We start from the raw sequence: 19,273 nt of genomic DNA, 5'->3' as shown, positions 1-19,273 counted from the left end.
ACAGCATGCCTGATTTTCAAACGGCCACCACGCTCGACATGAGTTGTACCGAGCGTGAGTTGCTGCGTTGGCTCGACATGATTGCCAGTGTTGTGCCACGCGGATTGGTGGGTGCATCAACCCAGGATTTTCTGCTCGAGGGCGGCTTGGGCCGTGTGGCTTGGACACCCTTGCCAGACCGGGTGATTGCCCTGGTGCGCATGAAGCGGCTGGAAGTGCTGCTTCAATTCACGGGGGATGTGACTGCGCAAGCCCGGGCGAAGTTTGTCAAAACATTTGAGTTGTACACCTTGCGGGGCGGTGGTTGAAGCGATATTCAACCGGTGCCCCCTCCATCCAGACCCCAATACCCCCATTCGTAATTTCCCGTAGTTGCGCCAAAATCCGGGTTTGCATCCTTGCGCATCCTTGGATCTTCAGTCCATAGTCTTCCGACAAGAATTCAATCAACAACACCCAAGGAGGCGAAGGATGATGTTCAACCACACGAAGAAGGTCCTGCTGGCCAGCGCACTGTCGAGTCTGATGCTGGTGTCCATGCCGGCAAAGTCGGCGGAATTCATCAACATTCTCACCGGCGGCACCACCGGTATTTATTACCCGCTGGGCGTGACACTGGCCAAGGTCTATGGTGACCACATTCCCGGTGCACGCACCCAGGTGCAAGCCACCAAGGCTTCTGTTGAAAACCTCAACCTGCTGGAGCAGGGCAAGGGTGAGTTGGCATTCTCATTGGGTGATTCGGTGAAGTTGGCCTGGGAAGGCGATGAGGAAGCTGGTTTCAAAAAACCATTGAAGAAATTGCGCGGCATTGCGGCGGTGTACCCCAACTACGTTCAAATCGTCGCTGCCAAATCGTCAGGCATACAATCCTTGAAAGACCTGAAGGGCAAGAGTGTTTCTGTGGGTGCACCAAAGTCTGGAACCGAAATTAACGCACGCGCCATTTTTGAAGCAGCGGGCATGGGCTACAAAGATTTGTCCAAAACCGAATACCTGCCCTATGCCGAATCGGTTGAATTGATGAAGAACCGTCAAATTGATGCAACCTTGCAATCCGCTGGTTTGGGTGTTGCCTCCTTGAAAGACTTGTCGACCTCCATGGATGTCAACATGGTTGCAGTGCCCGCTGACATTGTGGCCAAAGTAGGGGCACCGTACATCGCCGCCACCATTCCGGCCAACACCTACAAAGGCCAGGACAAAGACGTGCCCACCGCGGCCATCGTGAATTTCCTGGTCACCCGGGCTGATGTATCCGATGAAACGGCTTACCAAATGACCAAACTGTTGTGGGATAACCTGCCAGCCCTGCGCACGGCCCACAAGGCGGCCGAGGCCATGAAACTGGAAAATGCCCTCCAAGGCATGCCGGTGCCATTGCACCCGGGCGCAGCCAAGTTCTATCGCGAAAAAGGTTTGTTGAAATAAGCGCCTTGTCTTCTTCATCCATTTTTTCAGTGTCAACACACCATGCGTGAACATGCTCAGGCGTCCCCATCCTCTGGTTTTCACGACCCCACTGCCGAGGCCTTTCCCGCCACGGCAGAGGGGCGGTTGCTGTTTTGGATTGCGGTGGCCTTTTCCCTATTTCAAATTGCCACGGCAGCACACTGGCTGGACTTGCCCAGCCAGGTGGTGCGGGCTTGCCATGTGGGTTTTCTCTTGTTACTCACCTACCCGTTGGTGGCCATGGGCAAGGGGCCTGTTTGGAAGGCGGTGGCCTGGTTACTGGCCCTGGCGGCTGTGGGTGTGGCCGTTTACCAATGGTGGGAATACAAAGACCTGCTGCTCAGGGCGGGCGACGCAAGCCAACTGGACGTCGTGGTTGGTGTGGTGGCCATGGGCACGATCTTTGTGGCCACATGGGTGCTGATGGGCCCGGCCTTGCCTGTGATTTGCGGTTTCTTTCTCGCCTATTGCCTGTTTGGCCAGTACTTGCCTGACCCGCTGAACCACCGGGGTTATGACTTCGCCCAAGTGGTTGAGCACATGGCCTACGGCACCGAGGGTATTTATGGCGTGCCAACCTATGTGTCTTCCTCGTACATTTTTTTGTTCATCCTCTTTGGTTCTTTTCTTGAAAAGGCCGGGATGATCAAGCTCTTCACTGACGTGGCGCTGGGCCTGGTCGGCCATGCGCAGGGTGGGGCTGCCAAGGTTGCTGTGGTGTCGTCGGCGCTCATGGGCACCATCTCGGGATCCGGGGTGGCCAATGTGGTGACCACCGGGCAGTTCACCATTCCGTTGATGAAGCGGTTTGGATACCGTGCAGCGTTTGCCGGGGGGGTGGAGGCCACAGCCTCCATGGGTGGGCAACTCATGCCCCCAGTGATGGGCGCGGTGGCTTTCATCATGGCAGAAACGCTGGGCGTTGAGTATGCCGAGATTGTGCAAGCAGCCATCATCCCGGCCATTTTGTATTACTTTGGCGCATTCTGGATGGTGCACCTGGAGGCCGGCAAGCACGGCTTGGTGGGCCTGAAAAAATCCGAGCTGCCATCGGCCTGGTTGGCCATCAAAACGCAATGGTTCCTCATCATTCCATTGGCCGCATTGGTCTGGTTGCTGGTGGGCGGTTACACACCGTTGTTTGCCGGGACGGTGGGTTTGGCATTCACGGTGGTGCTGATTTTGGGCGCATCGATTGCCATCGGACTGCCCTCCTTGGCCATACGCGTGTTGTTCTGGATTGGGCTGGGCGTGGTGTGTGCCGCCTTTCTGAAATTCGGAACTGGCATTGTGGCGGCGGCCATTGCAATTCTCATCGGCATCAATGCCTTTAGTCAGGGCGGGCGTGAAACGGTGTTGGCCTGTCGGGACAGCCTTGCCGAGGGTGCCAAGTCGGCACTGCCGGTGGGCGTGGCCTGCGCCATCGTGGGTGTCATCATCGGCACGGTCACGTTGACCGGCGCTGCCAATACCTTTGGTCAGTATGTGGTCAGCGTGGGTCAAAACAGCCTGATTTTGTCGCTGGTCTTGACCATGGTGACTTGCATCATTCTTGGCATGGGCATCCCAACGATTCCCAATTACATCATCACCTCCAGCATTGCCGGTCCTGCATTGGAGCAGTTGGGTGTGCCGCTCATCATCAGTCACATGTTTGTGTTTTATTTCGGTATTTTGGCCGACCTGACGCCGCCGGTGGCCTTGGCCTGCTTTGCAGCAGCCCCGATTGCCAAAGAACGCGGCCTGAATATTTCGATCGAGGCTGTCAAGATTGCAGCGGCTGGTTTCGTGATTCCTTACATGGCCGTCTATGACCCGGCACTGATGCTGCAAGTCAAGGGTGACTGGCACCAATACCTGCCCGGTGTGGCTTACATGGTGTTCAAGTCGGTGTTGGCGATTGCCTTGTGGGGCGTGTCAGTGATTGGTTACCTCGGGGTGCGCTTGCCGGTCTGGATGCGCCTGTTGTCAACAGCCGCTGCATTTTTGCTGATAGCCGCGGTGCCCGCCACCGATGAAATCGGGTTTGTGCTGTCTGCGGTGTTTGCCGTGCTGGTTTGGCGCATGCACAAAGCGACCCTTGAGTCGACTGCTCGATCGGCATGAGCGTGTGCGCGCTGGCTGGTGTGGTGCTGGTGGCCTGTGTGCAGTCCACCGATTTCACCCTGACATGGACCCACTCGGTGGAACGTGTTGAATGGCAGGAAGACTGGCGGGTGGACGGCGACACCCTGATTCAAACCCAGGCACGGGTTAAAGGCAGTGGCGCCGGGATGGATCCAGCACCCGGTGCGCAATTGCTCAACGGCTGGTATGTGTGGGTTCCGCAGCCCGCCTTGCATCTCCAGGAAATTCGCCTGGCCAATTCAGGCGCTACCGTCAGTGCCTGGACCTTGTGTGACCTGCCAGACCGAGCGCATTGCGTGAGCCTGGGCACCGCGCTGGGCGATCCGCCACAAGAACCGGAATTGTCGGCTCAACGGTCTGAGGGTTTTGTACTGCGCGTGGTGTCCGAGCCTGAACTGCCTGCCGAAAAGCCAGGGGGTGCTTTGCCCAAACCCTGACTCCAGGCCCAAAATGCCAGTTCAAAATCCGTTTGTACCCCCACTTTTTGACGAATGGTGGACAAGTTGTTGCTGACCGTTTTGGCGCTGATCCCCAAGGACAGGGCCGCCTGGTCAATCGTGTGCCCCTCCACCAGCAGTCGCACAATGTCGACCTCGCGCGGGCTGAGCAAGCTGCTGTCCAATTGGACATCGGATGACACATGCCGCCGACCCGTGAGCGCGTGCCGAATGGCCTTGACCAATTCTTCCGGTTCGCTGGATTTCGTGACATAGCCAATGGCGCCACTTTCAAGGGCTTTGCTGGCCACCACCGGGCTGTCGTGCATCGACAATATCACCACCGGCAAATCGGGCCACTTCAGTTTCACCCGTTTGACGAGTTCCAGCCCACTTTGGCCAGGCATGCTGATGTCCATGACAGCCACATCCACTGGGTGTTGGCTCAACCAGGCCAGAGCCTGTTCTGCATTGCCCGCCTCGTAAATGACCCTCAAGTCGGGGTCCATTTCAATGAAGCGCCGGTAGCCAGACCGCACGGCGGCATGGTCATCCACCAGCAAGATGGTGCTCTCAATCGGCATGGTCAGTTCCGGTGTTGACTGCGTTCATGGGGATGCGGGCGGTGAGGCAGAACTGTCCGCCACTGCGGTCAGTCCTGACTTGCCCGCCCAGGTGTTGCACCCGTTCCTGGATGCCAGTCAGTCCCAGTGACGGGTGAATGGGGCCTGCAGAAACCTGATCATTGTCCACCATCACAACCCATTCGCCAGTGTGAGGGTCCAGACCACCCAGTACACGAACATTTTTGGATTCTGCATGCTTTGCGGCATTGGTCAGTGCTTCTTGAAGAACACGATACAAGGCTGTTTTTTCAGATAGTCCGAGTGTTTCCCCCTCATGGCTCCAGGCAAAGTCGACGAACCAGCCCTTGCGCTTGGACCAACTGTCCACCAAATCCAGCACGGCGTCGCGCAGCGACACTTCCAGCAACAGGTGGGGTTTGAGCTCACGCAGTGAGCTTCTCAACCACACCATGAGTTGCTGTACTTCATGTTGAATGGCCTGGGCTGCTTCTTGTGCGTGGCCCTGGCTGTGCTTGGACAGGAAAGCGGAATTCACCGAGATGGAGGTCAGCATTTGCCCCAATTCGTCATGCAGTTCTTGTGCAATGGATGCCCGTTCGCGCTCCTGCATGTCGATGACCCTACCCAGCAACTCGCGGTTGCGCAATTGTTCATCCTCCAGCGTACGCAGCAATTGCTGCACGCTGTCTTGGATGTTTTGCAGTTCCGTCAATTGAAACGTGGGTGTGCAGTGAGTGGTTTGGGTTTGCAAGTCAGTGGAAGTCTCAATGCTTTTCAGCCAATTCACCAGTTGCTGAAGCGGGGCGTTCAGTGCGCCCCGCAGGGACCACCACACCACCACACCACTGCCCATGGCCATCAGCAACAGCATGAGGGAAGTCACGAGCAGTTCACGGCGAGTTTCTGCTTTTTCCTGTTCGGCTTTGCGCAGGGCCAATTGATCACGCAGCACCGAGTGGCTGGTTGGGCTCATGCCATTGGAGATGGCCAGTTCGGAATAGAGGTCTTCGATCAGGTCATGCGCAGCATCGTACTCGGTGGTCACGTCTTGTCGGCCCATGCCGAACACGATCACCCCACACACCACTGCCCACAGGCCAAGGGCAATCAGTAGTCGTTTGATCAACAGCGTCTGAAGCTGCATGCGAAAAGGTCCTGTCCACACGGTGCGTCCAATGTTCTCTCGTTTAAACCGGAAGTACAAGGTGCCGTGTGACATTTGGGAAAACTTCCCTGTTACGTCCTGTGAACAGCAGCGACACTGAGTACATTCCAACCTGGCCTGCACAGCCAATCCCGATGAGGTGTGAAGTGTCTGTTCCCGAAGTCCAATGGTCAACTGCTAGAGCGCGTTCTTGGGTCCTCCTCTCCCCGCTGAGCCTGCTTCTATACGCTGAGCCAGCGGCTTGGGCGCAAAGCCTGGAAGAGGTGAAGGTGATTTCAACTTCGCCGCTTCCAGGGGCTGCGATGCCAGAGGCCCAGGCACCTTTCAGTGTCAAAAAAGTAACTCGCTTGGAGAGCAATGCCAGTCGTGAATCGGTGTCTGAGGGTTTGTTTCGGGGCATCAGTGGTGTGCAGGTCAATGACAATCAGGGCAACCCCTATCAGGCCGACGTCACTTACCGCGGGTTTTCTGTCACGCCTTTGTTGGGTACACCACCGGGGCTGTCAGTGTATGTGGATGGTGTTCGCCAAAACGAAACCTTTGGTGATGTGGTGCGTTTTGATGCGATTCCGCAGTCTGCCCTCAAGACGGTTTCCGTGCTTCCAGGAACCCTGCCACAGTTCGGTTTGAACTCGCTGGGTGGCGCCATTGTCATGCAGACCAAAAGCGGTCGCGACTTTCAGGGACAGCAATTGGACGTGGAGGCCGGTGGTTTTGGGCGCAAGCGACTGGGGTATGAGCAAGGTTGGGTTGATGCATCAACACAACGCGATTTTTACATCAACCTAAATGCGCTGGATGAGCAGGGTTGGCGGGTTCAGTCGCCCAGCAGTGTGTTGCAGCTGTTTGCAAAAATGGGTGTGGGCGGGGCTGACAGCTTCAGCAATTTCACGGTCAATGTGTATGACACCAGCCTCAACGGCAATGGTGTGGTGCCACGCAGTCAATTTGACCAGAGCCGCTCCCAGGCCTACACCTACTTCGACAACACGAAAAACACCGGCGCGCAATTGGCTTTCGATTTCACCCGGTATCTGAAAGATGGCGCTGAGCTGTCTGGGAATGTCTTCTATCGAACCTCACGCTCCCGCACCTTCAATGGCGATGTGAATGAAAATGAGGATTACCGCTTTGGTGTGGCACCCTTTGAGCCCGGCAATGGCGCAGGCCCCAATTACAACGTGACCTGCGATGCCCCTTTGGCACAAAACTCGCCCAATGCGCCTGGTGCAGCACCCACGGTGACCACGGACAACTGCACGGCATCCAACAACCGGGGCTTGTTGAATCAGGACGCGCTGGGCGTGGGTGTTCAGCTCACCTTGGCCCCCAAGGGCTTGCACACGGTGGCTCTGGGGGCTCAAGTGGAGTTTGGCCAATCCGACTTTCGGCGTTCCTACACCCTGGGTGTGTTTGATTCAAGCCGCACAGTGGTTGAGTTGCAGCGGCCGATTGAGCAGGTGAATGTGGCAGCCCGCAACACCCAACTGGGTTTGTATGTTCAAGATGTGGTGGCCCTGAGTGAGCAAACCACGGTATTGCTGGCAGGCCGCTATAACAGAGCCACAGTGAAAACAAATGACCGGATTGATATTCCATTGGTGAACGCAGCCGGCAATGCCAGTCCCGGTTTGAACAATGACTACACGTATAACCGGTTTAATCCGTCGGTGGGCATTTCGCACACCCTCAACAAGGCCACCACGGTATACGCCAGTGCAGGCACCAGCAACCGAACACCCACACCAGTGGAGCTGGCCTGTTCCGACCCGAATTTTCCGTGCCTGTTGCCCAACGCCATGGCGGCTGATCCCTATTTAAAGCAGGTGGTGACGACCACGGTGGAAACCGGATTGCGCCGCAATTGGAAGCTGGGCGGGCTGGAGTACTCCACGGCGTTCAATCTGTTCAGGGCCGTGAACAAAGACGACATTTTGTTTGTGACGGATGGTGCGGGATCGGGTGGTTTCTTCCAGAACTTCGGCAAAACCCGCCGACAGGGTGTTGAACTGGATTGGGGTGTCGAGTCAAGCCGATGGGACTTCTCGGCCAAATATCAGTACCTCGATGCGACATTCCAAAGCACTGGTCGACTGGCGTCGCATGGCAACAGCAGCGCCGTGGACAGCACAGGGCAAGTGGCGGTTGAAAACGCCTTCATCACCGTGAACCCGGGCAACAAAATTCCGGGTTTGTCGGCACACAATCTGAAACTGTCGTTGGGTTTTAAGAGCAGTGCCAAAACCACCGTATTTGGCGACCTGCAGGCGCAGAGCCGACAGTTTGCGCGGGGCAATGAAAACAACCAGCACCAAGCCGGCACATTCACCAACACGGCCACTGGCGACACGTTTACCTTCAATGACACCGGTGTCATCCCGGGCTTTGCTGTATTCAATGTGGGTATTAACCACACGGTGGACAAAGGCATCACCGTGCTGGCCCGCTTGAACAATGTCTTTGACCGACGCTATTTCAACGGCGGTGTGTTGGGTGGCAATGTGTTCGATCGCAACGGCCAGTTGGTGACCGACGAAGCGGATGTGCGTTACGAAACATTTCTGGCACCGGCCACACCCCGCAATGCCTGGGTGGGCGTTCAGTGGCGCTACTAAGCCAGCGGTTGGGCCACTGAGGCATATCCACGGTATTCAGTCCAATCACAATGGGCTATCCTTATAAGCCTTGAATACAGTTGGGTTGGCAGGCATGTTGGGCAGCAGGGCGCACAGATTGGGATGGGTATTGGTGTTGACCGGTTGTGTCTGGGCGAGCCAGGCCCAGGCTGTGAGCCCAGCACCGACCGAGCAAACATGCTGGACTCAACACCGCGCAACCATTTACGAATACACCTGCGCCGGCAAATACCTACCCGCAGAGGGGCAGGACTATGCCCTGTCGCTGTGGGTGTTGGCGGGCACTGACTCGACAGTGGTCATCGACACTGGCCCTACCGCAGAGGTGGGGCAGGCCGCTGCACAAGCCATTCTGGACAAATTCGGTCGAAAACCCCTGTGGCTCGTCAATACCCAACCCAAGCCGGAACATGTGTTGGGTAACCTTGGATTTCGCCAGGCGCTGGGCAACCCGCCCGAGTTTGGCAAGCAAGTGGTGGCTGCCAAAAAAACGGCTGAGTTGATGCAGGCCCGCTGCGGCAAGTGCATCGAGAACCTGGGCGCCCGATTGGGCAACCAGGTGATGAGCAAGACCCAGCCGGTGGTGCCCCAGAAATTGTTGATCAAAAACAAGGGTACCCTGTGGACTTTGGGGAAAGAGTGGGGCGCTTGGGAATATTCCACCGAGGACAATCTGGAGAGCGAGCAGGCGCTGATGCTCAGCAATCCCGGGTTGAATGCCATGTGGGTCGGTTCTGCCGTGCAGCCCCGCTCCGCGCCTGACCTCTTCGACGGCATGGTGGGCGATCGCATTGACTACTTGGCCAAGTTGCAGGCCCAAATGAAACCCGACACGCTGTTGATGAGTTCCTTCGGTGCGCTGGACCATGCCTGGGTTGAGCGCAATTTGGATTATTTCCGCAGCCTGCAAACCCGCATCCTGTTTGAGTTGGACCTGGGCACCAATGAAGTGGACCTGATTGATGAACTGGGCAAGCCCCCCGCCAGGGTTGAACCCGCAAGCACCCGCATCACTGCGCAAGGCAATGTGGACTTAAACCCCAGCTGGACAGCCCGTGACATTGAAAACCACCAATTGAACATTCAACGCATCATTCGGCAAACCGAGGGCTTGTTGTTCTAGCGATTGGAATAGGGCTTGCTAATTGACTTGGATGACTGATTGAACTGTTTCAATTTGCAACACTGACCATCGCAGGACATCCACTTGCTTGCCCCTCACCGACCGTATTCGCTGTTCCTTCAATGGCTGCTGATCACCAGCATCACCCTGTTTGCCTCGGCGGTCACTTGGAACATGGGGCTGTTTCAATGGGTGGTGTTGACCGACAACACCCGCATCTGCGCCATCACCATCGCTGTATTTGCCGCCGGCATCGCCTTGGCGGGCTGGCGCAGTTGGTACCTCTCACAGCAAGCCAACTATTTTCATCGACTTCAACAGGGCCAGGGCCGGTTTGTGCCGGGCCAGTCGTTTTGCTTTGACTATGTGGTGTCTCACAACCCGGTGGGGGTGGCCAGCGAAGGCGGTTTGCTCGCGGAAATCATGGCCGAACGTGCACGGGGCACTCACCAGGTGGGTTGGTTTTTGTGCAGCCTGATGCTCAAGCTCGGTTTGCTGGGCACCATCGTTGGTTTTGTCATCATGCTGGGCAGCCTGGAAGGGCTGGAAAAGCTGGACATCAATGACATCAAAACCCTGATGAAGCAAATGACCCAAGGCATGGGCGTGGCCATGAACACCACCTTGGTGGGCCTGGTGACCAGCATGGTGTTGGGCATTCAGTTCTTGCTGCTGGACCGTTTTGCCGACCACTTGATTGCCGACACAGTGGCTTTTGCTCACCGGGCGCCCTCGGTGGCGCTTGCCGAATCGACCAGCGCAACGGCCTGAACACGATGGCCTTGTTTAACCACAAACCGGATTTTGAGCTGGATCCGTTCACGGACCTGATTTTCAATGCGCTGTTGATTTTTACCTTTCTGTTTTTGATGGCCTTGTTGTTGATGAACCCGCCCGCCAAAAGTGGCGTGATTGATGCGAAAGCGGAATTCATCGTGACGGTGAGCTGGCCTGACAACGACCCCAATGACATTGACGTGTGGGCCGCTGGGCCAGGGGGGCGGCAGGTGTGGTACATGCGGCCACAGGATGGCTTGATGCACATTGACCGCGACGATCGCGGCATGGCCAACGACACCCAAACCGTGGATGGTCGCGTGATCACGAACCCGTTAAATCAAGAGGTGTTGACCATCCGCGGCCGTATCCCCGGCGAATACACCATCAACCTGAATTACTACAAAAGCGAAAACAACCAGCCGGTGCCCGTCAATGTGTATGTGGCCGAGGTCAACCCGAAGCTCAACGTGTTGCACTACTCCACAGTGACGTTGCAGAAACAGGGCGATGAGGCCACTGCGGTGCGGTTCAGCATATTGCCGGATGGCTCAGTGACCGGCATCAATCAAATTCAAACCTCCCTTGTGAAGGCGCTGTTCAAATGAATGAAGCAATACTCTGGATGTGTGTGGCCTATGTGTTTTTGGCAGGGCTGTTGCTGTTAACCCTGATCCAGACCTCTTTAAATTGGGGCTTGAAGCTGGTCCTGGTGTTGGTCGCAGCCATGTTTTACTGGGTGAGTTACACCACGTGGCACAACGCGCAAGGTTGGCCCAGCAGTGCTGAATTGCCCCGAAAGTTTTTGTTTCATTTCGCCATTGTGGAAGAACCCAGCGAAAAACTGGGAACCAAGGGGCAGGTGTTTGTGTGGGGCACAGATTTGTCGGCCAACCGCCCCAGCAATGAGCCGCGCGCCTATGTATTGCCCTATGGCAAAGACCTTCATCAGAAAATAGACGCGGGTTTGCGAAAAATCCGCAACGGCAATTTGCAGATTGGCGTGATTGGCGGTGAGGAATATGACCCGGCTGCCACCCGTGACAACACCCGAGTGGCCGATAAACAAAGCAGCCTTGAATTCAAGGACCTGCCCGATCCCCAACTGCCGGAGAAGTGACATGCACGGTACTCAAGTGTTCAAGTCGCTTGTTAGGGCGGTGGTGCTGGTTGGTCTGAGCGCCTGTCAGCCGAGTGCCGGACATTATTTTCCGCTGGATGCCGGGCATGAATGGCATTACCGGCTGGATTACAAGCTGGCCGATGGTGAACGACAGCAGCGCCTGTCCATTCGTACCCTGGGCACGACAGAGGTTCGGATGGTTGGGGGGCAGGATGTGAAAGCCAGTGTGAGACGCACCTCGGATGGCACCGATTATTACATTCAGGACACCGACGACGGGGTTTACCGGGTGGCCAAACGCTTGGTGGTTCAATACCAAGGGGTGACAGACCCCAAGCCCCGCCTGGTGTTGCCCAAAGGCAAGAACCTGCGCAAAGGCTACAGCTGGACCGTTGAATCACAGCCCATGGCCATCCATTGGGTGCCGCCATTCAATGAGGCCAATGGCAGCTTGAAGCCCTTTGACCTGGTGTACACCGTGGCTGCGCTGGATGAGACTGTGGACACGCCGGCCGGGCGCTTTGAGCACTGCATCAAACTGGAAGGCGAGGGCAAGGTGACCATTTATGCCGATGCATCCATCGGTTACCAAGAGGTGTTCATTTCGCACGAGGAGTGGTACGCACCCGGTGTGGGCCTGGTCAAACTGCTTCGCAAAGAGCCCCTCAGCGCCAGCACCATCATCAAGGGTGGCCAGGTGAGCATGGTCCTCACCCAACAACACCCGTGATGTTCGGGTGAAAGGCCTTACGCCGCCAGCAATTCCAGTTCCCGCTCCACATAATGGCCCGCCATGTCGGCCAGGCCTTGGGCCAGGTCATCGAAGCTGAAGCCCGGGTTGGGGTGGTTCAGATAGCGGATCATGGTGGACATGCCGCTGTTGATGAAGATGTAGGCCACAGTTTGAAGGCGATTCATGCGCAGAATTTCCGGGTGCGCAATCGCATGCTGCACAAACAAATCACTCAAGGCCCGGTAGATGGGCACAAACGGCACATGCCGCTCCATCAGGGCCGATTCCCGCGCACAACGCAGGTAGCGTTCATTGTTCTTGTTGAGGAACTGGGCGGTTTCCACAATCAGTTGGTGAATGGCATCCCGAAGCGAAACCCGAACAATGTTGGGGGTTACCTGCTGGATCAGTTCGACCATTTCCTTTGAAAAGCGCTCGCCCATGGCCGCGTAAATGGCCTCTTTGTTGTCGAAATATTCATAAATCGACCCCACGCCAACACCCGCGTATTCCGCAATCTGGCGCGTTGTTGCACCCAGTGCGCCATGCTCAGCCACGGCGATGAAAGCGCCTTCCACGATGGCATCCACTGTGTGTTTGGAGCGTTGCTGTTGGGGTTTTCTAGGCATGGTCGAGGGTCCTGACAGGGGGTTGAATCCGAATTGAATCCGAACAAACGTTCGTCTTAATATGACATTGTTCAATGTTACGGTCAAGAAGGAAAACGAATGTTCGGACAAAAAATCAGCAAACAGGCCAACGCAGTCGTGACAGGCGCGGGCAGTGGTATTGGTCGGGCCTTTGCGCTGGAAGTGGTTCGCCGTGGCGGTCAGGTGGTGGTGGCAGACATCAGCCTGGACCGTGCGCAGGAAACCGTCGAACTGATTCGGGACCAAGTGGCCGGCAAGCTGAAAAACCCGGATCTGGTGTTTGTCGACCAGGCCTGGGCGGTCCGGTGCGATGTGTCCAAGCTGAAAGACGTTGAGGCACTCGCACTGGAGGCCGAACGGATTTTTGGTGGCACTGCAGAGCGCAGCGCCATTGATGTGGTGGTGAACAATGCCGGTGTGGGTTTGGGGGGCTTGCCAGTGGGCGAGATTCCCATGGAAGACTGGACATGGGCCTTGGGCGTCAACCTGTGGGGAGTGATTCATGGTTGCCATGTGTTTGCACCGCGGCTGAAAGCCCGGGGTCGGCAGCGCCGGGTGGGCATCATCAATGTGGCCTCCACAGCCAGTTTTGCGGCGGCGCCCCTGATGGGCCCTTACAACGTGACCAAGGCCGGTGCTTTGGCCTTGAGCGAAACCCTGGCCGCTGAAATGGCGGGCACTGGTGTGAATGTGACTGCACTGTGCCCCACCTTTGTCAAAACCAACATCACTCGGGATGGCCGCATTGCCGGTGGGTCCAGCCGGTTTGCTGACAAGCTGATGCAGTGGACGGGGGTCTCGGCCGATGCCGTGGCCAAAGAAACCCTGGATGCACTGGACAAAGGGCAGTTGTATGTATTGCCGCAACTGGATGCCAGAATGATTTGGCGCATGAAGCGCCTGATGCCCGGTGGCTACACCTGGGGCGCTGGTGTATTGGCCCGTGTGGCCGCCAAAACACTCTCTTGAGAAAACAGGTTCTTCAATCATTGGGGCTCATTGGGTGAGCCTCGCTTATACGCAGCAACAGGAGTGCAACATGCCACAATTGGATCTTGAAAAAACCCTTCGACGCATCAAGGAAAACCAGTGGGCGCTGGCCGATTTCGACTGGGATGCGCCCGGCGCGGAAATGATTTCCGAGGAACAATGGCCCAAGCTCAAGGCCTTCATGGCCGACCTCACCTGGATTGAGCACATCGGCGCGCGCGGCTTCGCAGCCATGGCCAAAAAAGCGCCGAACGATACGCTGCGCGAAATCTACACCTGGTTTCACGCAGAAGAGCAGCGCCACGCCAATGCAGAGCTGGCTCTGATGCGCCGCTGGGGCATGTTGAAAGACGGCGAAATCCCCGAACCCAACATCAACCTGCGCTTAACCATTGAGTGGCTGGACAAGTATAGCGACGAGATGCCGCTGAACGTGTTGGGCAGTGTGATCCCGATGTTGGAAGTCACGCTGGACGGTGCGCTGTGCAAATTCCTGCTGGATGAGGTGAAAGACCCGCTGTGCCACCAGGTTTTTAAACACATCAATGCGGATGAGGCCCGCCACCTGGGTGTGGACTTTCATGTGCTGGAAATGCTGGGCCATGGGCCCACTTACCGCTTGGCGCTGGAGACGCTGGCCACGGCCATCAACCCAAAACTGCTGCTCGGCGTGGCCGTGTACTTTCCGCTGCTGAACAAAATGCGCGACAACATTGTGGCCATGGGGCTGAAAGAAGAAAAGCTGTACCAGGCCATGGCCAAATTCGAAAAGTATGGCGGCGAAACACCCGAGGGGCGTCGCAACCCCTGGTACCAGCTGATGCGCATGCATGGACGTTGGGTGATTGACCGCAGCAACAAGCTCTACCACGTGCCAGTGGATGCCGCCGTCAAAGCATCGGGCTACATCCCGAAAAGCTGGTTGCCCAAAGTGCCAACCTGGGTGAACAAGCTGACTTGGCAGCCCACGGCTTAAGCGATTCCACACTGAACAACCACGGATACATCGAATGACAAACAGCAACAGCGCGGCGTTGAAAGCAAATCCGCCAAAAACCACAGCCAGGGCACCCCGTCGCAGTGCTGCGGCAGCGAAAAGCCCGGCCAATCCATCCAGCACCGTCTACGACACCCTGATTGTGGGCGCAGGCTTTGCCGGTCTGGGCACCGCCATTAAGTTGCGCGAGGGGGGTGTTCACAAACTGGCCATCCTTGAGCGGGCCAGTGAGGTGGGTGGCACCTGGCGAGACAATCAATACCCAGGGGCCGCTTGCGACATTCCGTCGAACCTGTACAGCTTTTCATTTGCGCCCAACCCCAATTGGTCCCGCAGCTATTCCGGCAGTCGGGAAATTCTGGCGTATGTGAAAACGCTGGTGCGTGATTTTGGCTTGGCGCCTCTCATCCATTACCAGCGCAACGTCAAAAGCCTGGAGCTCGATGAGTGCACTGGCCTTTGGCATCTTCAAACAGACAACGGCGAAGTGTGGCGAGGCAAAGCGGTGGTGATGGCTTCCGGCCCCTTGGCCAATGCATCCCTGCCCAAGATCGACGGCATCGACACCTTCAATGGGAAGAAAATACACAGTGCCCGTTGGGACCACGACTATGACTTCACCGGCAAGCGTGTGGCGGTGGTGGGCACTGGGGCCAGTGCCATTCAGATCGTGCCTGAATTGGTGAAAAAGGCGGCCAAACTGAAAGTGTTTCAGCGTACACCGCCTTGGGTGATGCCTCGGCCAGACTTTGCCTCCTCAGGCCTGACCCGCAAACTCTTTGCCAAGATGCCGATCACCCAAAAAGCAGTGCGCGAGGCCCTGTATTGGACCCACGAAAGCATGGCACTGGCCGTGATTTGGGATTCGCCCCTGAGCCGGGTGGGTGAGCGTCTGGGCAAAGCATTTTTGAATGCGCAGGTGAAAGACCCTTGGTTGCGTCGTCAGCTACAGCCAGACTACACCCTGGGCTGCAAGCGCATTTTGGTGAGCAATGATTATTACCCTGCCTTGCAGCAGCCCAACTGCGAGTTGATCACCTGGCCGATTGCGCGGATATCCGAGCAAGGCATTCGCACCGCGGAGGGCATTGAACACCAGTTTGACTGCATTGTGTTTGCCACCGGCTTTGATGTGCCCAAAAGCGGAACGCCTTACCCAGTCAAAGGCATTGGTGGACGTGTGCTGGCACAGGAGTGGAGCCGGGGTGCCAAGGCTTACAAGAGCATCAACATCAGCGGCTATCCCAATCTGTTCATCATGTTTGGCCCCAACAGCGGGCCTGGCCACAACAGCGCATTGGTTTACATGGAGCAGCAAATTGGCTATGCCGTAAAGGCCATTCGCCACATTGTGGATGGGGCGCCCAAGTTGCTGGATGTAAAGCCCGAAGTGCAGGAGCGCCACAATGTGGACATTCAGCGCCGCTTGGCCAAAACCAACTGGAACAGCGGGTGCAAAAGCTGGTACCTGACTGAAGATGGTTTTAACGCCACCATGTACCCAGGCTTTGCCACCCAGTACGCGCAGCAAATGGGCACGCTTGATCTGAAAGCCTATCGCGAAATGCGGGTTCAATTGAACGCAGCCGCTTGAAATATTGGCACGGTTGGCAGCCCGGAAATTGTTTCCGGACTGCTAAACTGTGTTTATCATTTCAGCCAGTTGAGCGCCATGCCCACACCACCCGAACCAGGCTCAAAGCCTGCGCCTGTGTCGTTCCGAGAAGCCTTCTGGTTTTGGCTCAAGTTGGGCTTTATCAGCTTCGGTGGGCCTGCCGGGCAAATATCCATCATGCACCAGGAGTTGGTTGAAAACCGCCGCTGGATTTCCGAGCGGCGGTTTTTGCATGCCCTGAATTACTGCATGGTGTTGCCGGGCCCCGAGGCCCAGCAACTGGCAACCTACATTGGCTGGCTGATGCACCGCACCTGGGGCGGCATTGTGGCGGGTGCCTTGTTTGTGTTGCCATCCCTGTTCATTTTGGTGGCGCTGTCGTGGATTTACATTGCCTTTGGCGATGTGTCGCTGGTGGCTGGGCTGTTCTACGGCATCAAGCCGGCGGTGGCCGCCATCGTGGTGCAGGCTGCACACCGCATCGGCTCCAAAGCCCTGAAAAACGGCTGGATGTGGACCATCGCAGCCTTGGCCTTTGTGGGTATCTTTTTGTTCAATGTGCCCTTTCCCTTGATTGTGCTGGCTGCAGCCACAGTGGGCGCAGTCGGTGGACGCTTGAAGCCTGCCCTGTTTACCATGGGCGGTGGGCATGCAGCAGCCAAAGCCAGTTATGGGCCCGCCCTGATTGATGATGACACGCCCACGCCCCAACACGCCCTGTTTTCGAAGGGCAGATTGGCCAAAGTGTTGGTGGTGGGGTTGTTGATGTGGCTGCTGCCGATGGCTGCTTTAATGGGGCTGTATGGCTGGCAAGGCACCTTGACCCAAATGGGCTGGTTTTTTACCAAAGCGGCCATGATGACGTTCGGCGGTGCCTATGCGGTGCTGCCCTATGTGTATCAGGGGGCGGTGTCCCATTTTGAATGGCTGACCGCCACCCAGATGATTGACGGGTTGGCCTTGGGTGAGACCACCCCTGGCCCGTTGATCATGGTGGTGGCATTTGTGGGGTTTGTGGGCGGCTACACCCGTGAACTGTTTGGGCCTGAACATCTGTTTTGGGCGGGTGCGGTGGCGGCCACCGTGGTCACCTGGTTCACCTTCTTGCCATCGTTTGTATTCATTTTGACTGGTGGCCCCCTGGTGGAAACCACCCACAATGATTTGAAATTCACCGCGCCGTTGACCGCCATCACAGCCGCTGTGGTGGGGGTGGTGTTGAACCTGGCCATTTTCTTTGGTTATCACGTGTTGTGGCCACACGGTTTGACTGGCGCTTTTGATTGGGTGTCTGCCCTGATTTCCCTGGGAGCCGCGATTGCGTTGTTCAAATACAAACGCAATGTGATCCATGTGATTGCTGCGTGTGCGCTGATTGGTTTTGTGTTGCAGGGTCTGCCTGCCAAAGCTGCACCGTCGCCCGTTGCACAACAGGAAATACAACACCTGTTCGCCTTCATTGAACAGTCTCCGTGCGAGTTCAGCCGCAATGGCAGTTGGTACACGACAAAAGATGCCGTGAAACACATTCGACGGAAATACCAGTATTTGCTGGACCGTGATTTGACGGATACCGCGGAGTTGTTCATTGAACGGGCCGCGTCCGAAAGCAGTTTTTCCGGTAAGGCCTACCAGGTGCGCTGCTCAGGGCAGGGGGTTGTTCGCAGTGGGGATTGGTTGCGGGCGGAGTTGGCGCGGTATCGAGCCAAGCCCGGTGGCAACTGAGCTTGTGCTTCTTCAAAGCGCCCAAGCAATATCGGTAGCCCGGTCTGCTTTATAGCCTCCGGCAATACCGTAGCCCGGTCTGCTTTACAGCCCCCAGCAATACCGGAAGCCCGGTCTGCTTTACAGCCCCCAGTAATACCGGAAGCCCGGTCCGAACGCCCCCCGAAAAGCAAAGGTTGCCCCTTGCATGTCGAACCGTCCCGAGAACTCGCCACTGCGTGGCTCAAACATCTCGGTCCGCGTGTTCGAATGCTGTGCGGGTCAAACCGATCGGGGGGCTGACTGTTCGGCGCCGGGCCACCGGCATTACTAGGGGCTCGGTGTAAGCGGCCTGCGCGGTTCACTTTCCCTGCAGCGACATTCAGGACAATCTGCAAAACAGTGACTCGGCTTGCCCCTCAAACCTTGATCATGCACAATGATCTTAATCATTACTAAAAAATACAAAAATGACAGAAAAAAGAAATACTCCGGTCACCAAGGAGATGCTCAACCACTTCATGGAAACGCAGTTTCCCCAAAGCCGCTGCGTGGTGGAAAAGGTGGATGCGGAAGAGGCGGTGATTCGCCACAAAATTGGTTTCAGCGAACTTCGGCCCGGCGGCACGGTGGCTGGGCCCGTGATGATGCTGGTGGCCGATGCTGCATTGTATGTGGCCATTCTTGGTCGTATTGGTTTGGTACCCCTGGCAGTTACCACCAACCTCAATATCAACTTTCTGCGCAAACCCTCGGCCGAGCGCGACATCATCGGCAAGTGCCGCCTCATCAAGTTGGGCAAGGTGCTCGCCATTGGCGAAGTGTGGGTCTACTCCGAAGGTGATGAGGAGCCTGTGGCCCATGCCACGGGCACATATTCCATCCCCCCACAAAAGAACTAACGCAAACAGCACGCAAATATTTTTAACACAACCCTCAAGTTTGATTTTTCAGGGGCGTTAAATGATTCACACGGCAGCGCACTGCTTGGCTCGATCCAGACAGGCAGCTGACCGAAATGAACCATAAAACACTGCTTGGAGAATCATCATGTTGGGAATCAATACAAACGTCGCGTCGCTGACCGCTCAGAAAAACCTGTCCATGTCCGGTGCCGGTCTGGACACCGCCATCGCCCGCCTGTCTTCCGGCCTGCG

General features: G+C 56.6%; 18 protein-coding genes and 2 pseudogenes. 17 read left to right on the top strand and 3 right to left on the bottom strand.

Annotation, left to right across the window (positions count from 1 at the left end):
* Positions 1 to 5: 5 nt before the first annotated feature.
* From NQT62_RS09400 to NQT62_RS09385, 4 genes are all read left to right on the top strand, one after another.
* Positions 6 to 308: a hypothetical protein gene (locus NQT62_RS09400; RefSeq protein ID WP_256764465.1), complete on the top strand. Its 303-nt coding sequence runs from the start codon at positions 6 to 8 to the stop codon at positions 306 to 308.
* A gap of 163 nt (positions 309 to 471) precedes the next feature.
* Positions 472 to 1,431, top strand: coding sequence for a TAXI family TRAP transporter solute-binding subunit (locus tag NQT62_RS09395; RefSeq protein WP_256764464.1), 960 nt, complete (start codon positions 472 to 474; stop codon positions 1,429 to 1,431).
* 42 nt (positions 1,432 to 1,473) lie between these two features.
* Complete coding sequence (locus NQT62_RS09390; protein ID WP_256764463.1) at positions 1,474 to 3,558, top strand: TRAP transporter permease; 2,085 nt, start codon at positions 1,474 to 1,476, stop codon at positions 3,556 to 3,558.
* Complete coding sequence (locus tag NQT62_RS09385; protein ID WP_256764462.1) at positions 3,555 to 4,016, top strand: DUF1850 domain-containing protein; 462 nt, start codon at positions 3,555 to 3,557, stop codon at positions 4,014 to 4,016. The genes NQT62_RS09390 and NQT62_RS09385 overlap by 4 nt, the downstream gene beginning before the upstream one ends.
* Here the strand turns inward: NQT62_RS09385 and NQT62_RS09380 are convergent.
* Entirely contained in the window at positions 3,929 to 4,600 is a 672-nt protein-coding gene (locus tag NQT62_RS09380) for a response regulator transcription factor (RefSeq protein WP_256764461.1), read from the bottom strand. The two genes, NQT62_RS09385 and NQT62_RS09380, sit on opposite strands and share 88 nt — an antisense overlap.
* Positions 4,590 to 5,747 (bottom strand): sensor histidine kinase, encoded by a 1,158-nt coding sequence (locus NQT62_RS09375; protein WP_256764460.1) that lies wholly within the window; start codon positions 5,745 to 5,747, stop codon positions 4,590 to 4,592. Before NQT62_RS09375 ends, NQT62_RS09380 begins: the two co-directional genes overlap by 11 nt.
* A 323-nt stretch (positions 5,748 to 6,070) precedes the next feature.
* Here NQT62_RS09375 and NQT62_RS09370 point away from each other — a divergent pair, with 323 nt between their 5' ends.
* From NQT62_RS09370 to NQT62_RS09345, 6 genes are all read left to right on the top strand, one after another.
* Complete coding sequence (locus NQT62_RS09370; protein WP_256764459.1) at positions 6,071 to 8,383, top strand: TonB-dependent receptor; 2,313 nt, start codon at positions 6,071 to 6,073, stop codon at positions 8,381 to 8,383.
* 118 nt (positions 8,384 to 8,501) lie between these two features.
* Positions 8,502 to 9,527: an MBL fold metallo-hydrolase gene (locus NQT62_RS09365; RefSeq protein ID WP_256764458.1), complete on the top strand. Its 1,026-nt coding sequence runs from the start codon at positions 8,502 to 8,504 to the stop codon at positions 9,525 to 9,527.
* An 84-nt stretch (positions 9,528 to 9,611) separates the two neighbouring features.
* Positions 9,612 to 10,298 carry a MotA/TolQ/ExbB proton channel family protein gene (locus tag NQT62_RS09360; protein WP_256764457.1) on the top strand — a complete coding sequence of 229 codons (687 nt, stop codon included), beginning with the start codon at positions 9,612 to 9,614 and terminating at the stop codon, positions 10,296 to 10,298.
* A gap of 5 nt (positions 10,299 to 10,303) precedes the next feature.
* Complete coding sequence (locus NQT62_RS09355; RefSeq protein ID WP_256764456.1) at positions 10,304 to 10,912, top strand: DUF2135 domain-containing protein; 609 nt, start codon at positions 10,304 to 10,306, stop codon at positions 10,910 to 10,912.
* Entirely contained in the window at positions 10,909 to 11,424 is a 516-nt protein-coding gene (locus NQT62_RS09350; protein WP_256764455.1) for a hypothetical protein, read from the top strand. Before NQT62_RS09355 ends, NQT62_RS09350 begins: the two co-directional genes overlap by 4 nt.
* Before the next feature lies 1 nt (position 11,425).
* Complete coding sequence (locus NQT62_RS09345) at positions 11,426 to 12,157, top strand: hypothetical protein (protein WP_256764454.1); 732 nt, start codon at positions 11,426 to 11,428, stop codon at positions 12,155 to 12,157.
* Positions 12,158 to 12,174: 17 nt separating this feature from the next.
* On the opposite strand, the gene NQT62_RS09340 is transcribed toward NQT62_RS09345, so the two are convergent.
* Positions 12,175 to 12,789 carry a TetR/AcrR family transcriptional regulator gene (locus NQT62_RS09340; RefSeq protein WP_256764453.1) on the bottom strand — a complete coding sequence of 205 codons (615 nt, stop codon included), beginning with the start codon at positions 12,787 to 12,789 and terminating at the stop codon, positions 12,175 to 12,177.
* Between the two features lie 99 nt (positions 12,790 to 12,888).
* Here NQT62_RS09340 and NQT62_RS09335 point away from each other — a divergent pair, with 99 nt between their 5' ends.
* The 7 genes and pseudogenes from NQT62_RS09335 to NQT62_RS15565 form a co-directional block, all read left to right on the top strand.
* Entirely contained in the window at positions 12,889 to 13,779 is an 891-nt protein-coding gene (locus NQT62_RS09335) for an SDR family NAD(P)-dependent oxidoreductase (RefSeq protein WP_256764452.1), read from the top strand.
* A gap of 70 nt (positions 13,780 to 13,849) precedes the next feature.
* Positions 13,850 to 14,776, top strand: a complete 927-nt coding sequence (locus NQT62_RS09330) for a hypothetical protein (protein WP_256764451.1) — start codon at positions 13,850 to 13,852, stop codon at positions 14,774 to 14,776.
* 34 nt (positions 14,777 to 14,810) lie between these two features.
* Positions 14,811 to 16,391 carry a flavin-containing monooxygenase gene (locus NQT62_RS09325; RefSeq protein WP_256764450.1) on the top strand — a complete coding sequence of 527 codons (1,581 nt, stop codon included), beginning with the start codon at positions 14,811 to 14,813 and terminating at the stop codon, positions 16,389 to 16,391.
* A 78-nt stretch (positions 16,392 to 16,469) separates the two neighbouring features.
* Positions 16,470 to 17,801, top strand: a pseudogene (gene chrA, locus NQT62_RS09320) (chromate efflux transporter); the annotation flags it as partial.
* On the top strand, positions 17,796 to 18,137 hold the full coding sequence (locus NQT62_RS09315; protein ID WP_256764875.1) for a YfeK family protein: 342 nt from the start codon (positions 17,796 to 17,798) through the stop codon (positions 18,135 to 18,137). The pseudogene chrA and the gene NQT62_RS09315, both read left to right, overlap by 6 nt.
* 449 nt (positions 18,138 to 18,586) lie before the next feature.
* Positions 18,587 to 19,018 carry a PaaI family thioesterase gene (locus NQT62_RS09310; RefSeq protein ID WP_256764449.1) on the top strand — a complete coding sequence of 144 codons (432 nt, stop codon included), beginning with the start codon at positions 18,587 to 18,589 and terminating at the stop codon, positions 19,016 to 19,018.
* Positions 19,019 to 19,163: 145 nt separating this feature from the next.
* A pseudogene (locus NQT62_RS15565) lies at positions 19,164 to 19,273 on the top strand (flagellin FliC); the annotation flags it as partial.

The sequence above is a fragment of the Limnobacter humi genome (assembly GCF_024518835.1).
Lineage (GTDB): Bacteria > Pseudomonadota > Gammaproteobacteria > Burkholderiales > Burkholderiaceae_B > Limnobacter > Limnobacter humi.
This window is presented reverse-complemented; position numbering and strand designations above follow the sequence as displayed.

Excerpts from the sequence above, each read along its gene's own strand:
- NQT62_RS09400 (WP_256764465.1), top strand. The coding sequence starts at position 6 with ATGCCTGATTTTCAAACGGCCACCACGCTCGACATGAGTTGTACCGAG.
- NQT62_RS09395 (WP_256764464.1), top strand. The coding sequence starts at position 472 with ATGATGTTCAACCACACGAAGAAGGTCCTGCTGGCCAGCGCACTGTCG.
- NQT62_RS09390 (WP_256764463.1), top strand. The coding sequence starts at position 1,474 with ATGCGTGAACATGCTCAGGCGTCCCCATCCTCTGGTTTTCACGACCCC.
- NQT62_RS09385 (WP_256764462.1), top strand. The coding sequence starts at position 3,555 with ATGAGCGTGTGCGCGCTGGCTGGTGTGGTGCTGGTGGCCTGTGTGCAG.
- NQT62_RS09380 (WP_256764461.1), bottom strand. The coding sequence starts at position 4,600 with ATGCCGATTGAGAGCACCATCTTGCTGGTGGATGACCATGCCGCCGTG.
- NQT62_RS09375 (WP_256764460.1), bottom strand. The coding sequence starts at position 5,747 with ATGCAGCTTCAGACGCTGTTGATCAAACGACTACTGATTGCCCTTGGC.
- NQT62_RS09370 (WP_256764459.1), top strand. The coding sequence starts at position 6,071 with ATGCCAGAGGCCCAGGCACCTTTCAGTGTCAAAAAAGTAACTCGCTTG.
- NQT62_RS09355 (WP_256764456.1), top strand. The coding sequence starts at position 10,304 with ATGGCCTTGTTTAACCACAAACCGGATTTTGAGCTGGATCCGTTCACG.
- NQT62_RS09350 (WP_256764455.1), top strand. The coding sequence starts at position 10,909 with ATGAATGAAGCAATACTCTGGATGTGTGTGGCCTATGTGTTTTTGGCA.
- NQT62_RS09345 (WP_256764454.1), top strand. The coding sequence starts at position 11,426 with ATGCACGGTACTCAAGTGTTCAAGTCGCTTGTTAGGGCGGTGGTGCTG.
- NQT62_RS09340 (WP_256764453.1), bottom strand. The coding sequence starts at position 12,789 with ATGCCTAGAAAACCCCAACAGCAACGCTCCAAACACACAGTGGATGCC.
- NQT62_RS09335 (WP_256764452.1), top strand. The coding sequence starts at position 12,889 with ATGTTCGGACAAAAAATCAGCAAACAGGCCAACGCAGTCGTGACAGGC.
- NQT62_RS09330 (WP_256764451.1), top strand. The coding sequence starts at position 13,850 with ATGCCACAATTGGATCTTGAAAAAACCCTTCGACGCATCAAGGAAAAC.
- NQT62_RS09325 (WP_256764450.1), top strand. The coding sequence starts at position 14,811 with ATGACAAACAGCAACAGCGCGGCGTTGAAAGCAAATCCGCCAAAAACC.
- NQT62_RS09310 (WP_256764449.1), top strand. The coding sequence starts at position 18,587 with ATGACAGAAAAAAGAAATACTCCGGTCACCAAGGAGATGCTCAACCAC.